At 42.1% G+C, this 15292-nt stretch carries 8 protein-coding genes; all 8 read left to right on the top strand.

Annotated features, from left to right (window positions below; genetic code table 11):
* Nucleotides 1–285: 285 nt before the first annotated feature.
* Entirely contained in the window at nucleotides 286–1965 is a 1680-nt protein-coding gene (locus tag DWW91_RS19675) for an Mfa1 family fimbria major subunit (RefSeq protein WP_122328699.1), read from the top strand.
* A 95-nt stretch (nucleotides 1966–2060) separates the two neighbouring features.
* A complete protein-coding gene (locus DWW91_RS19670) occupies nucleotides 2061–3998 on the top strand; it encodes a fimbria major subunit (RefSeq protein ID WP_122328698.1) in 1938 nt (645 codons plus the stop codon).
* Nucleotides 3999–4013: 15 nt separating this feature from the next.
* Nucleotides 4014–10424: a hypothetical protein gene (locus DWW91_RS19665; RefSeq protein WP_122328697.1), complete on the top strand. Its 6411-nt coding sequence runs from the start codon at nucleotides 4014–4016 to the stop codon at nucleotides 10422–10424.
* Between the two features lie 140 nt (nucleotides 10425–10564).
* Nucleotides 10565–11494 carry a DUF5106 domain-containing protein gene (locus DWW91_RS19660; protein WP_010800153.1) on the top strand — a complete coding sequence of 310 codons (930 nt, stop codon included), beginning with the start codon at nucleotides 10565–10567 and terminating at the stop codon, nucleotides 11492–11494.
* A 23-nt stretch (nucleotides 11495–11517) separates the two neighbouring features.
* Nucleotides 11518–12312 (top strand): M48 family metallopeptidase, encoded by a 795-nt coding sequence (locus DWW91_RS19655; RefSeq protein WP_007657687.1) that lies wholly within the window; start codon nucleotides 11518–11520, stop codon nucleotides 12310–12312.
* A gap of 272 nt (nucleotides 12313–12584) precedes the next feature.
* Nucleotides 12585–13223: a bifunctional nuclease family protein gene (locus DWW91_RS19650; RefSeq protein WP_007657688.1), complete on the top strand. Its 639-nt coding sequence runs from the start codon at nucleotides 12585–12587 to the stop codon at nucleotides 13221–13223.
* The gene (locus DWW91_RS19645; RefSeq protein WP_046146573.1) at nucleotides 13220–14536 is read left to right on the top strand and encodes a NupC/NupG family nucleoside CNT transporter; all 1317 of its coding nucleotides are present in this window, start codon (nucleotides 13220–13222) and stop codon (nucleotides 14534–14536) included. Before DWW91_RS19650 ends, DWW91_RS19645 begins: the two co-directional genes overlap by 4 nt.
* 31 nt (nucleotides 14537–14567) lie before the next feature.
* Nucleotides 14568–15263 (top strand): 16S rRNA (uracil(1498)-N(3))-methyltransferase, encoded by a 696-nt coding sequence (locus tag DWW91_RS19640; protein WP_122328696.1) that lies wholly within the window; start codon nucleotides 14568–14570, stop codon nucleotides 15261–15263.
* The last annotated feature ends 29 nt before the right edge of the window (nucleotides 15264–15292 follow it).

The raw sequence follows: 15292 nt of genomic DNA, 5'->3' as shown, positions 1-15292 counted from the left end.
TGTCTGATACTCAACAAAGCAAAGTAAGGAATTGTTATTTGATTGAGAGTAAAAAATGAGTGTTTAATGGATGCGACATGGAGTGGAGACCACATTAATGAATATTGTTTTTAATCCACTAATAGAAATTTAGAAAAGTCGAAAAAGTATCGAGGTGCTTTAGTAGAGGCATAAATGCCTGATTTTAGTTTTATAACTATCAGTACGAACACCAGGAGAAATCCTCCCATGTCTGCAAGAAATGATTATTCATAACCTGGAACGGTTAGATAGAGTAAAAACTATATGATAGCTTGCGTAATTAAGAGGATTCTTATAAAAATTATATATATCAAAAAAATAGTTTTGACTATTTTGATGGCTGGAGCAATCTTTACTTCCTGCTCTAATGAAATAAACGATCAGGGTAAAACAGACGATAATGACGGCCCGGTTGGTTATATCTCCCTTGTACTGAGCAATAGCAGTGTTCGCGGTACGGAGACAAAAACTCTGGACTCTCTGCATTATGGAACTGCGGATGAAAATAAAGTGAAGTCAATCCTGATTGTCCTGTATAATGGTGATGATCCGGTTACTAGTGAGGTGAAGTATCAGTTTGTGCTGACGGATATAGGTACTCCGACTTCGCCGGGTAATGACATCCACAGTATATTACAGGGGACGAATACTACTACATACAGAATAAAAGCGAAGGAAGTTATAAAAGATAATTATAAACTTACGGTATTTATTAATCCTCCTGCCGTACTGAAGGGCTTAACGGGCAAAGGTGAAAAATTAGGTATTATGACTGCTGCGGCTGAAGTCACTGTTGACCAGCTTACTATGGGAGAACAGATAAGGGACAACTTTTTGATGAGTAACTTTGCTGGCTTAGTTGAGGTGGATAAGAGTGATATTTATGATACCGAGGCCAAGGCTGAAGCTGCACCTGTAAAATTAGACGTTGAACGTGCAGTGGCTAAAGTGACTTTGAGCGTAGCTGATAATCTTAATGCCGCTTCGGCGACACTGGGTGCGAATATCGGTGAGATTAAATGGGATGTCGATGTTATTAACAGGAAAACATTCTGGATGAGAAATGCGGCTCCTATGCTTGACAAAAACTCTATTTCATCCGGTGTTGTTACACAAACAATCCCTGAAGTCGCTATTGCGACGAATCGAATATATATGTATGCCACAGATCCTAACTGGAATGGATTCAGCCATAGTCGTAATCCAAATCTTATAGCTTCGCTTACAAATGAATTTATTTATAAATCCGGAACTATAGCTCTTCCCTTTAAACCTTCAACATCTGATGAACCTACTGAAACATATGTCACAGAAAACACAATGGTCGCATCGGAGCAATGGGAGGATGTAACTACCTGTGTTCTGATATCTGCGGTTATAACTCCTAAAACAACGTATTTTGGCACATCCTTACTACCGGGTGCTCCATATTTCTTATTTCGTAATATGGCTTTCACTTTTACGGATATACAGCAGATTCATGCAGCTTATAATAATCCGGAGACAATTATTACCAGTATTGGTAAAACATGGAAGGTACTTACCGAGGAGGCTACAAATGCCAGTATTATTGTTTTACCTGCTATTTTGGATCGTATGAAAGGTTCTGAGGACTTTAATGGATATACAGACGTTCCCGATACGTCGAAAGATGTTGTTAAATCGAATGGAACAGTAAGTTTTTTTGCGGCAGGTGCACCTAATTATTACTATGTGCCTATCCGCCATTTCAGAGACGAACTTCAAAGTGAGTCTATGGCATATGGTCGCTATGGAGTTGTCCGCAATAGTTGGTATAATCTGTTACTGACCAGTATAAAGAATTATGGTACGGGTGAAATACCGAAAGACAGACCCGAACCGGATGACAAAGATAAATCTTGGTTATCTGTTGAATTTACTATTCTTCCCTGGGTGGAAAGGGGGCAGGGGATAGAACTTTGACAGCATATAGATAAAGTTTGAAGTTGTGAGTGCGGAAACCTGGTTTACTTAAATTCTACCGGGCGTGTTAAGCGATTAATTTTAGTGAAAGAAGAATGAAGCAGTATGTATATCGTATTTTTTTGATGTTGGGATTAGCCTTATGGCTTGTCTCTTGTACGGGTACAGAAACCCCTATCGATGATCTTGGAAATATCCCAGAAGAAAGTATTCCCAGCGGTACAGGGAATATGTTTTCGCTGGCAATGAGAATACCTTTGCCAAATGATTATATGGGTACGAAAGCCTATGAAGGAGTAGACAGGGGGAGTATTTCAGAAATACTGATAGATGGAGTAAGAATGGTTCTCTATGAAGGTGGTGTTGTTAAATATTGTCTGGATCTGGATATACAGGTGCAGCCCGATAACAATGATTTTAAAGTTACCGGAAGTGATCTCTATAATTGGACCACTGATGGGAACAGAATCTTCATTCAGACAATAGCACGCACATTTGAACGGAGCAATTATGATATGCTAATCGTGATCAATCCCAATGATTCGATTAAGGCAAAAACGGAAAAAGGAGAACATGTCACCGCATTGGATGTTGCATTCAATACTACTATCGGTATGTTCCGTTCCCGTACCGTGATCGGAGAAGAGGGAACATACGAAGAACCGGCTTATTTCCTGATGATGAATTCCCAAAAACTTGTCGAACTAATACCCGGAAACTTCTATGCTACTAAAGAAAAAGCAGAGAACAATCCGGCTTTCATCAATCTGGAACGTGTGGCAGCAAAAGTCACTTGTGATTATGCTGGTACCGCAAATACCAAATCTACTGCAGTAGCTCCCTACGGACGATTTGTGATGTTGCTGGATTATAATAACCAATCAGAAGCTCCCTGGGGTGATGAAGGATACGATATACCGGAAGATTGTATTAAATGTCCGGTGCAAGGTTGCACCGGTACATTTAACCGGAAAACGAAACAGTGTAGTGCCAAACCTTATCTTCATACATATGATGGCCTGGGACTTGTTTCCGATCGGGTGCGTTATATGGTTGCAACTGACCTTACCTGGGAAATCGATGTAGTCAATAAAAAAAGCTATTGGCTCAGACATCTTACATATAAAGCCGGAGGAACGGTAATCGAAGAACAGGGAGATATCGACCGGGAATATTTTTACGCTGAAGACCCTAACTTCTCTGGCTTTTCAGGAACAGATGCGAAAAAACAAAATTTCAGCTATGTATTGGATGGCACAGAATTAAATCCGGGTACCAATAGTACGGCTAAAAAGCTGTATCCTCAACTCTCCGATTATAAATATTATAATTACTGGTCATGGAAAAAGGGAGACACTCAACCGGTGTACATACCCGAAAATACCATGGTTCAAAATGAACAAAAGAAAGATGTCGTGACTAGGGTTATCTTTAAAGCGGTTCTTAAAAGAGAGCAGTTTGGTGAGAAGAGTACAGAGGTGAATCCGGAGCTTCCGTTAAAACCGATCGAGGGGTTCTTTGTATTTAAAGGAGGAAATACGGATATCGAAAATTATAAATACAATAATTATAATAAAGACAATACCACTTTTTTTATTCTCCGTCCGGAGGATGTGGAGATCTACGCCTCGGCCTCTACAACAGAACATATTCATATATATCTTCGGAAGGGTATTCTCGAAGCGATCAGACAATTTAAAGAGGACCATCCTGATTTTAACTTTTCTAATTGGAGAAACGAAAAACCGGCAGAATCTGCCAATCTTTCATTTTATAAAAACGGTGAAATGTATTATGAGGTACCAATAGAACATTTTTCCGTTGCAGAAGCACAAGGTATCGGAAAATACGGACGTTTCGGTGTGGTACGGAATAACTGGTACAAACTGAATATAGAAAAAATGATCTCTATCGGATCGCCTGTTCTGCTGGAGTCCAAACCAGAGTTTATAGAGACTGTTACCCGGTCTGCTGTACCGGAGGTAAAAAGTAACTCGAATATTCTGATCAGAAATCAGTCAATCATATTCTAAATAAGCATAAGGGTTATGACAAATATTTCAAAAAAGACAATCTGTATTAAGCAGATGCAACTCATCGTATTTCTGGGACTATTATTGGTCGGTGGACAGGTGAAAGCACAACAGGCAACAAAAGTAAACGTTATCAATGAAGATTTTGAGAGACCCGAATTTAGCGGTAACTACATAGATCCTAATCCGGGAATATGGAGTTACTATGATTTCACGTATGCTGCCACTGTACCTATGGCCGATGATGCCGGAAAATGTATCATTACTAAAAATTCAAACCTTGTTGGTCACGGTGAACCTCCACAATGGCCACATCCCGATCATACCACAGGAACCGGATATTATCTTTTTGTCGTGAAGGAAGCAGGTACCGATCCTAAAAAAATCTATGCTGCTACAATCTCTTATGTAAAGAAAGGAGAGATTGTTAAGTTTGGCGTTTATTATGACGATGTGGATGGCGGATATAATTTTGAAATACAAGCTACGGGAACCGGACTTGGCGGTCAGGCTAAAACTTCGGCCAACTATGCAAATTCGAATGGCGGATGGATTTATTGGTCTCATTCTGTTACAGCTACCCAGGATGGAGCGATTACTTTCAGTCTTGTTGATAAATATGGATATGAAAATAAGAAGCACAAATTTGGGGTGGATGATATAACGGTGAACATGAAGGCGATACAGATGGCATCTCCTGCTTCTTTATACACCTATACGAAAGTCAACACACAGGTTGCTGCTCCTTTTCTGGCAAAATATAACAATCCTTTAGGAAGTGAAGCTTATTCCTATGTATGGCAGAAATATGACGGTAGTTCTTGGGTTCAGGCCACTGGTACGGGAGCGACAGGAGGAGCTAATGGAACATCTTTTACAACAGAATTCACTCCTGCGGCGGAAAGTATGGAAGGTCTTGTCTATTACCGGCTTGTAGTCACGGCAGGTAGTAAAACTTTGTATTCGGATATAGTTACTGTAGAGTACACAGCGGTCGAATATCTGTTGAAGGAGGACTTTGGTGGAAACTGGCCCTCTACCGATTCGACAAACCAGGCAGGAGCTTCGGGCGACTGGTGGCTTGCTGCTGGTCCGCATCCAACAATAACAACGGATTTTACTTACGGACTCCCCGATGACAGAGCCTACAACAGGGACAAAGCCGAACAAGCTTACGGGGAAAGACCGATTAAACTGGATCAGGGAGGCGCTGCCACTTATGCAATCACAAAACTGGCCGGATGGAAGTTGTCTATCCCCGGTTTTCCGGGTGTAGAGTGGAATTGGGGAGACGGAGACGGTGGCGGTAAAGGTGGCTTTGAGGATCACAGTATCCCTGGAGACAATTCAAAAGGTTATTTTATGTACGCTGTGAACCGTACAAATACAGAGAAGACTGTTTATGAAGCCAGTATTCCGGTAACAACAGACATGTTGGGACAAACCTTTTCTCTCAGTACATGGCAGGTTGCCTTGTGGGGGAGGGTCGATACTCTTCCCTATCAGTTTAAGTTGGAAGTTGAAGATGCTGGAGGTATTGTGATGGACTCTGCAAAGTTTAAGGTAAGCGACGAATGGGAAGAAAGAAAATTATTGTTTTACATTCCTCTTAGTTATCAGGACGATGATATTAAAATACGTATATCATCTGTAGGTGATAATTTGTGGCTTGGATTAGATGATATCTCCCTCACCGGATATGAATCATTTATAACTATCAAATCTCCAGTGTCGGGAAGTACTGTCGGTTTCAATGTGGATTTTATGGTGGATTATAAATATATCAGTCCTTCTATCAATTACAGGTGGCAAAGAAGTGCCGATGGTAATGGATGGGCAGATATTGCAGGATCGGACGGTACGGCGACAGGTAACAGCGGAACTTTTACCGGGACTATACCAGCGGTGGTAGACGGTTACTATTACAGAGTGTTGGTAATCAAGGGGAATGGTGGTGATACAGATTTTACGGAAGCTCTGGCCTCAGAACCTGTGCGACTGTTTCGGGATGCCAATTACCTGATCAGAGAAGACTTTGGAGGGTGTGGTTCTACACAGGATTTTATTTATAAAGCCGACAATCAATATGTTATTCCCGGATATGAATATACCCAGGTGTCGGAGGGAATCGTAAGACCCAACCCCGGCAGCGGTAACTATATAATAACGAATCAAGTATACCTGAATTACTGGACAAATGAGGATAATTCTGAAAGTACGACAAACTGGAATACGGATGTAACAGATCATTCCAGTTGTAAAGACGGTTACTTTCTGCTGGTTCACGCCAGGGGTACGTCGGATGGTGAAAGTATGCCATTTTATAAAACGACGCTTTCCAATCTTTGTGGTGGTTCGAAACTATCGTTTAAAGCCTGGATTGCCAATCTGGAGAAAAACACCAATACCAAGCAGAATTTCAAATTTCTTGTCGGTTTCGATAACGGAGATACCCAAGAATATACGACAGGAGATATTCGCGGAGGAAGTAATAGTCTCTGGAAACAATATGGATTTGACTTTTTTGTACCGCAAGGTGCTACTACCGCTACACTTTCCCTATTTACGGAAGGAGCCTGGGACTGGGGTAAGGGGGTTGCATTGGATGATATTGAAATAAAATTATTGAGCCCGGCACAGATATTTACACCAACAAAGACGGAGATGATTGTGTTATCCGGTAAGAAAGAAACCCTGACAGGGGGGTATGCCTGCGGTAGTTTGACAGGCTCGCTCACCTATCAATGGCAGCAACGTCTTGAGACCGGAGGGTGGATCAATAGTAGTGGAACGGGAGCTACCGGTATTGTCGGAAATGGAAATTTTACGACCGATTATACAACAAATGCCATTCATGAGACTATTTATTATCGTTTTGTGGTAACAGGAGATAATGTATCTGTCTATTCTGATTCGGTTAAATTTATACCGGAAGATGCATCTAAATCGAAAACCTATTTCGTATGTCCGGATAACATGACGAAAGATCAAGCTACAGTTTATAGGGGAAGTGGTGAATATCTTCCAGGAATGGTGAGTTTGGGTGAACCAGGTTATTTGCCTTCGCTTATTCATATGGAGGCCCCAGAAATAACTGGAGTTACGTATAAATGGTACACTAGTAAAGACGGAGGTACGGAAGATCTACTGCCTGATCAGGATGAGTATGATTATGATCAGAAATATTCTTCTACGCAAGCCATAGAGGATCCTGTAATACTGTCTGACGGAAAGACACATACCCTGTCTGTCCAGAACGAAAGAAATACAGGCGGACAGTTTAAAGCAAGAACCTATTGGGTAGAGATATGTGATATGAACGGAGTTCCCCTTTTGGATGAGAGAGTCGCATACTATTTACTGCCTGGTTATTTGTGTGGTAGCGTAGATGCTGCTATTTCTCCGGCAAATGCCCGCCGTATACACAGGGAGAACTTTGGGGGAACAGTTCCCGGAGATCCGAATATAAAACAAGAGCCAATCGATTATATTACGATTGATTACGAACAGTATAAATCCGGTGATGGCAATTTGCCGGAAGGCGGTTATATGATTACGAAGAAAAGTCCCGCAGGGAGTTCTAATGGCTGGATGGCTATGACAGACCATATTTATGAAGACCAGCCTAATGAAACTCATGGTTATTTGGTCGCTGTAAACGCTACAGAGACTCCCGGACGTTTCTATACTCATCAATTAACGAACCTGGGCTCATGCCGTAATATCGAATTAGTTATTACAGGATGGTTTACCAGCTTTGTAAAATGGAACGGACTGGAGAAAGTGAATCTTAAATTTATATTGACAAACACAGAAACAGGAGATATATTAGCAGAATATCTTTCCGGAAATATGCTTGATGGGGAAGGTAATAATTGGAGACAATTCGGATTCAGGTTCCTTGTTCCGGAGAATGTAACCAGTATAACTCTGGAAGTTGTCAATAACAACTTTGGTACCGGAGGGGGAAATGATGTGTTGATGGATGATATTGAAATTTATCTGGTTATCCCTCCCGTGACCCTCGTGCCGTCTGTAAACGGTTATGTTTGTGCAGAAGATGAGGGAGTGCTTATCCTGAAAGGAACTTATACGGATGACGGTACCTTAGGAAACTATTTGGACTATCGATGGGAGTTTAGTCCTACCGGAAAAGATGGTCCGTGGCAACCCCTTGCCAGTGTTATCGGAGAGGTGACTTCAGGAGTGATCACGACTGATAAATCAAAATTCGAAATCTACCCTTTTACAGCAGCCAACAATGGATATTATCGTTTAGTAGTAGCTCAGTCGGGAGGTTTTGCCGGTATTCCGAATTATGCCTGTATGGCTGTGTCAGAGCCTCGTGAATTACTTTTTGCAGCCTCTATAGATAAGATTCCTACACCTTCGCTGGCCGGTAACCGAACAGCTTTCTGCTATTCCGATGTAGATAGAGACGGGTATATCACTATAACCAACCAGGATACGCAAGTGAGTGATAATAATCCTTATGCAAGTTATACCTGGATGGTCGGTGGGACGGTCGTTTCCGATACTACAGCAAAAGCTTTGAAAATAAAGTTGGACGATTATGCTCCGGGATTTTATACGGTTTCGTTGACTGCCAATAATTCCGTGGGATGTACTGAGGCTTCTATGCATGAGTTTGTACTATTCCCCAAAGTAACCACCTGGACCGGTAATGGTGAAGCAAACAACTGGAATGATTTCAGAAACTGGGACAACGGTGTACCCGGATACTGTACTAATGTGATCATCCCCAATGAATCAATCAAAGTGGATCAAACCAATCTGTTAGGTCATTATCCTCTGTTGATAAAGCCGACAGTAGACTCATTGAATGTGGTAAATGATTATACCAATAGTCAGTTATATCTGAATCAACAGAAAGAAAAGCAGAATGACGGATTCTTTTCTCTCCGCCCAGCTTGCGATACGATAACCTTCAAGATGGGGGGCGGAGTGGCTCGTACGAATTATTTGAACTACAGATTTGCAGAAGTGGATCTTGATGTGAAACCAGGTCGTTGGTATACTGTCTCGGCTCCTTTACGTGCAATGTATTCCGGTGATTATTTTGTCGAAGGAAATATAAAGCGTCAGAATCCAACAGTTTATATGATGAAATATAATACCACCAATCCACAGACACAAGATACACCGGCAAAGGTGACAGGCGACTTCTCGAATCCTTTCAATACGCTGACCGAAGATTTGTCTCTGGGGCTCGGATATGCTATCGGAGTCTATGATGGAGAAGACATCGAAGCAGAACTGCAGTCTTTCCGTTTCCCAAAGGATAGCGTTACCTATTCAATGTGGAATTATCATGGTGTTTATCTGGGCGAAACAAAGACAATGGATCGTACCGGTATAGGGCGGTTTACTTATGAGCAGTGTATAGAAGAGATGGAAGGTAACCGACCATTAGATAATGAAAATAAGAACTTTAATGTGACTGTGAAAAACGATCAAACAGGCTATACGACAGCTTTGTTAGGCAATCCTTTTATGTCACATCTGAATTTCAATCAATTTAAAGCAGCCAATCAGGCTATAACTGGCGGTTATTATATATGGACGGATAATGAAACGTTTGAAGCTTATAACCCAGGGGTTTTTTCAAATGATCCGTATCTTATTGCACCTATGCAATCCTTTATTGTAGAAAAGATAGGACAGATATCTGAGCTTCAATTCAATTTCATGATGTCGACAACAACGTCTGACATCACCCTGCGTTCCTCCCGCAGAATGGAAGAGGCAACGCTGAAGATGGACGTGTTGAGGAATCAGGTAGCCCAGAGTCATATTCGTCTGAAATATGTTCCGCTTGAAGAAAACCGGTATAATGCACGCAAAGATATGTGGACTCTCTTTTCGGAAGAGAATACAGAACCGGCTGTTTTATATACGTTACTGGATGGAAAGGCGGCTTCTATCCGTACATTGGGCGATTTATCGAAACCCATTGAACTGGGTATCCGTACCGATGTCAAAGGTGAGTTGACCCTTCGCTTATCCGGAATGGAAACTTTTGATACGGCTCAGGATATTTATCTGCAGGATACTTTTACGGGAACATTGCAGAATATGAGGGAGAATCCTGAATATACATTTGATAATCAGACAGGTTTTGTAGAAGGACGGTTGTTCCTGCGGATAGGTGAAATAGAGGAGAATGACATTCCGGATTCGGATATACGTATTGCTGTCAGCAACGGCCGGGTCGTAGTAAGCAGTTCTGTTGATGATCCGATTGAATCTGTAAAAATACATGCTTTAAACGGTAGACTGATATATAATAAGCAAGCTATTCGTCAAAGTACTGTTTCTCTCGATGTGTTTATTCCTGAACAAGTTACTCTGGTTACTGTAACCACCCGCAACCGGCAAAAAACCGAAAAGGTGATTATACGTTAAAATTGAATGTTAACCGCTCCCTCCCTCCTGACTTTTTGATTTATAAAGTAGAGTCAGGAGGGATTCTCTATAAAATAATTGGCTAAAGTGATATCTGAAACTGTAGTAACTATTATATTTGCATGTAAAAACATAAAGATATGATAGTCAGAATACTTTGCTTGCTGGCATTTGCGTTGATTTTTAACTCATGTCACGGCCAGCAGACAGCAAAAACAGAGAAAGAGGATACAACGCCGAGAACCTTTGAAATGGTTGCCGTTCCCAGTATGATTACCGATCCGGGCGAACGAGCCAAATATCTGGTCCAGCATTATTGGGATAAATTTGATTTTACCGATACGGCGTATATCCATCTGCCGGATATTACGGAACAGGCACTTACCAACTATATCGACCTGATGAAATATGTGACTCCGGAAGTTGCGACCTCTTCCATCAAAGGTATGATGCACAAGGCTGCGGCTGACAGCAGCTTCTTTGCTCATATGGCCGGTCTGTATGAAAAGTATCTTTACGATCCTAACTCTCCGATGCGCGATGAATCTTTGTATATCCCTGTACTCGAATCCGTCCTGGCCGCACCGGTCCTCGATGAAGTAAATAAAATCCGTCCTGCCCATTTACTGGAACTGGCATTAAAGAACAGGGTAGGTGAGCCGGCAATCGACTTTACTTATACCTTGGCTGATGGGAAAACCGGTACATTATATAATGTAAAGGCTGATTATCTTTTGTTATTCTTCTACAATCCGGATTGTCATGCCTGTAAAGAAATTACGGAACAGTTGTCGGGTGATCCGTTGATCGGCCGGATGATGTCTGATAAGAAACTAAAGATTCTGGCTGTCTATCCCGATGAGGATCTGGAAGCCTGGCGGAAACATATCCCTGATGTACCGGCAGCCTGGATAAACTCCTATGATAATACGGTAAGCCTTAAAAATGATGAGATATATGATCTGAAAGCAATTCCAACCCTTTACCTGTTGGATAAGACGAAAAAAGTTATACTAAAAGATGTCACATTTAACCAGTTGATGGAATTTATGCAAATGCAAACAAACTAATGTATGTAAATAACAAATTGAGTATGAGAACAACGTTATTATCAGTAATCTTGCTGGCTGGTGTCAGCCTGACTGCTTCTGCGCAGTTTAAAATCGGAGGGAAAACAATTAACACCAAGAAAGTGGTTAGCGCCGCTACCGATGTTGCTAAGGCTATCACACTTAGTGATGCCGATATAGTGACCATGAGTCGTGAATATATCGAATGGATGGATACCCATAATGAAGTGGCCGGCCCCGATACGGAGATGGGACAGCGTCTGGAACGTCTGACAAAGGATATCAAAGTTGACGGACTGGATCTGAATTTTAAGGTATACAATGTTATCGACGTAAATGCTTTTGCCTGTGGCGACGGTAGTGTCCGTGTTTGCGGCGGATTGATGAAAGTGATGGACGACAATGAAGTAATGGCTGTTATCGGACATGAAATCGGTCATGTGCTCCATTCCGATTCGAAAGATGCCATGAAGAACGCTTATCTGACTTCGGCTGCAAAAAATGCCGCAGGAGCAACCAGTGATGTCGTAGCTAAATTATCGGATTCCCAGTTAGGCGACCTGGCAACAGCATTGGCCGGTGCACAATATTCTCAAAAACAGGAAAATGAAGCAGACGATTACGGCTTTGAGTTTAGTGTAGCCAATGGCCTTGATCCGTACAGCATGCATAATTCATTGAATAAACTGATGAGTTTGAGTGAAGATGCACCGAAATCATCCAAATTTCGCCAGATGTTTTCAAGCCATCCTGAAACAGCTAAACGTGTTGAACGGATGAAGGAGAAAGCGGATGAATATATGAAAGATAAGAATTGATTGTTAATATACCTTGTCAAATAAGGTGTTCTACTAAATTATTGCTAAAATAAGTATGAATTGTGCTATAAAACTATGCTGAATAACATAAAGTGCTTATATTTGCACTGTGTTTTTCATGGTATTAGATTTAAGGTTAGCAATGAAGATTGGTTGTCGGGATGACAACCTTTTCTTTTTTATAGACTTTACCGATCATCATTTGTCCACTTTCCCTCTTTTAATTCCGAAATAATATTACTTTTGTATCAGTACTATAAAATTTATGTGGTGTGGATACAAAAATAAAATTACGGGTTCAAGGGCTGACTAATAGCCAGATTCAGTCGGGAGCATATGCCCTGATACTGGCGGAAGAAAACGGAGCTCGTCGCGTACCTATTATAGTAGGGACATCGGAAGCACAATCCATTGCTATTGCATTAGAACATATTACGCCTCCCAGGCCTCTTACTCATGATTTATTTATGACTTTTGCCCAGGCTTTCGGCATTCAGCTACGGGAGGTTTTCATTTATAAGTTCGAAGACGGTGTTTTCTATTCCGAGCTGTTGTTTGATGATGGCATAACTCAGGTACGCCTCGATTCACGGACATCGGATGCCATTGCAATTGCTCTTCGGGTGAAATGCGACATCTATACGACAGAACATATCGTTTCAGAATGCGGAGTCGTGCTGGAAGAATCCTCGATGCCGGATGAAATGGATGACAACGATTATGCTTTGCTGGACAAAGAACCGGAAGATATAGAAGATGAGGCGGAATTGAAGAAATGGCTTTCTCTTCTGGATGAAGAAGAATTGAGCGAACGGATGGAAGAAGCTGTAGCTGATGAGAACTATGAGTATGCAAAGATGTACAAAGACGAGATTCGCCGTCGTGAAGAAGAGGAGGGAAGTGCCAAATGATAGATCAACAGAGCGGGATTAGTCTGGAATCCCTTTTACGTGGAATACTGGGGATCGTGACAGTTCTGGCTGTGGCATATGCCTTGAGTTATGACCGGAAACGTATCGACTGGAAGTTGATAGGAGGTGGATTGATTATGCAGGTCATATTTGCCCTGGCAGTTCTTTATATACCGTTCGTGGGAACAGCTTTGGAATGGATGGGGAAGGCGTTCATTAAACTGATGGACTTTACCCAGGCGGGAGTTGGCTTTTTATTAGGACCGTACGCAACCAAAAGTAATGGGTTTATATTCCTGATCCATTCATTACCGGTTGTCATTTTCTTTTCAGCATTGGTTTCCCTCTTTTATTACTGGGGAATTATCCAGCGTGTTGTGGGAGCTTTTTCCTGGTTGCTACGAAAGTTTATGAATATATCGGGTGCGGAAGGATTAGTTACCTCCGGAAATATATTTATGGGTATGACTGAATCTCCCGTGCTTATTAAGAATTACTTGCCGGCGATGAATAAGTCGGAGATCTTTCTGGTTATGGTGTCCGGAATGGGGACTATCGCCGGAACGGTTATGGCAACTTATATTGGTATGTTATCGGGGGGTGACCTTGTAGCCAGGGTGTTGTTTGCCAAGCATCTGATTTCGGCGTCGTTGATGGCTGCACCCGGCTCGATCGTTTTGGCAAAGATGCTTTGTCCGCAGACGGAAGTTGCCGTTGATCAGGCAGCCACTTTGGAAAAAGGAAGTTCCCATCCGACGGCTTTGGATGCCTTGGCTGCCGGAACATCTACCGGTATTCGCCTGATGGTCAATATAGCTGCAATGCTTTTGGTATTCATTGCGCTGGTCGCTTTGGCGAATTATCTTCTGGAAGGATTGCTGGGGCGTTATACCGGTTTGAATGAATGGATCGTTTCGGTGACTGACGGTAAAGCGCAGGGATTGACGTTCCAGTTTATTCTCGGAGTTATTCTGGCTCCTTTTATGTGGCTGATCGGTATTCCGTCACCGGATATTATGCTTGTCGGTTCTTTGCTGGGACAGAAAACGATCCTGAATGAATTTGTGGCTTATTTCCAGTTGCAGGAGTGGAAAGATGCCGGGATGTTCATGTATCAAAAGTCGATTTTAATGTCTACCTATATATTATGTGGTTTTGCTAATATTTCGTCTATCGGGATTCTGTTAGGCGGAATGGGAGTGCTGGCTCCGGAGAAGAAGGAAATGATAACCCGTTTCGGTTTTCCGGCCATGATTGCCGGTGCTTTGGTTTCTGTGTTGTCAGCCACGATTATAGGGATGATACTCGGGTAATTGAAAATTATAAATTGAAAATTAAAGAGACGTGCAGATATTTTATACGCCGGATATTGCAGTGAATCCGGAACTGCCGGAAGAGGAGGCAGGTCACTGTATTCGTGTACTTCGTCTGACCGAAGGCGATGAAATTTTACTGACTGATGGTAAAGGAACTTTTTATAAGGCGGCTATCAGTCGTGCCCATCATAAACATTGCGAAGTGTCCATTCTGGAGAGTTGGCAGCAACCGGCTTTATGGAACTTCCACCTTCATATCGCAGTTGCTCCGACAAAAAATATGGATCGGATGGAATGGTTTGCAGAGAAAGCGACCGAGATCGGTATTGATGCCATTACCTGCCTGAATTGTCGTTTCTCAGAACGCCGGGAGATAAAACCAGCCCGTCTGGAAAAGATCCTGGTCAGTGCCATGAAGCAGTCGCAAAAGGCGACACTACCCCAGCTGGAAGGAATGACTGATTTCAAATCATTTGTCAGCCAACCTTTTGACGGTCGTAAGTTTATTGCTCATTGTGAGGATGGAGATAAAATATTATTAAAACAAACGTATCGTCCGGGTGAAAACGCTTTAGTACTGATCGGCCCCGAAGGAGACTTCAGCCCGGAAGAGATAGAACTGGCTTTACAGCAGGGTTTTGAACCTATTTCATTAGGAGAGAGCCGTCTTCGTACGGAGACAGCTGCGTTGGTGGCTTGTCATACGATACATGTACTGAATTAGTGACCGACAGGAAATAAGGATTCGGTTAT

The organism is Parabacteroides sp. AF17-3 (assembly GCF_003635445.1).
Classification (GTDB): domain Bacteria; phylum Bacteroidota; class Bacteroidia; order Bacteroidales; family Tannerellaceae; genus Parabacteroides; species Parabacteroides goldsteinii.
This window is presented reverse-complemented; position numbering and strand designations above follow the sequence as displayed.

What these genes read in the sequence shown, in the direction of transcription:
- DWW91_RS19655 (WP_007657687.1), top strand. Translation starts at nt 11,518, where the DNA reads ATGAGAACAACGTTATTATCAGTAATCTTGCTGGCTGGTGTCAGCCTG.
- DWW91_RS19645 (WP_046146573.1), top strand. Translation starts at nt 13,220, where the DNA reads ATGATAGATCAACAGAGCGGGATTAGTCTGGAATCCCTTTTACGTGGA.
- DWW91_RS19665 (WP_122328697.1), top strand. Translation starts at nt 4,014, where the DNA reads ATGACAAATATTTCAAAAAAGACAATCTGTATTAAGCAGATGCAACTC.
- DWW91_RS19660 (WP_010800153.1), top strand. Translation starts at nt 10,565, where the DNA reads ATGATAGTCAGAATACTTTGCTTGCTGGCATTTGCGTTGATTTTTAAC.
- DWW91_RS19670 (WP_122328698.1), top strand. Translation starts at nt 2,061, where the DNA reads ATGAAGCAGTATGTATATCGTATTTTTTTGATGTTGGGATTAGCCTTA.
- DWW91_RS19675 (WP_122328699.1), top strand. Translation starts at nt 286, where the DNA reads ATGATAGCTTGCGTAATTAAGAGGATTCTTATAAAAATTATATATATC.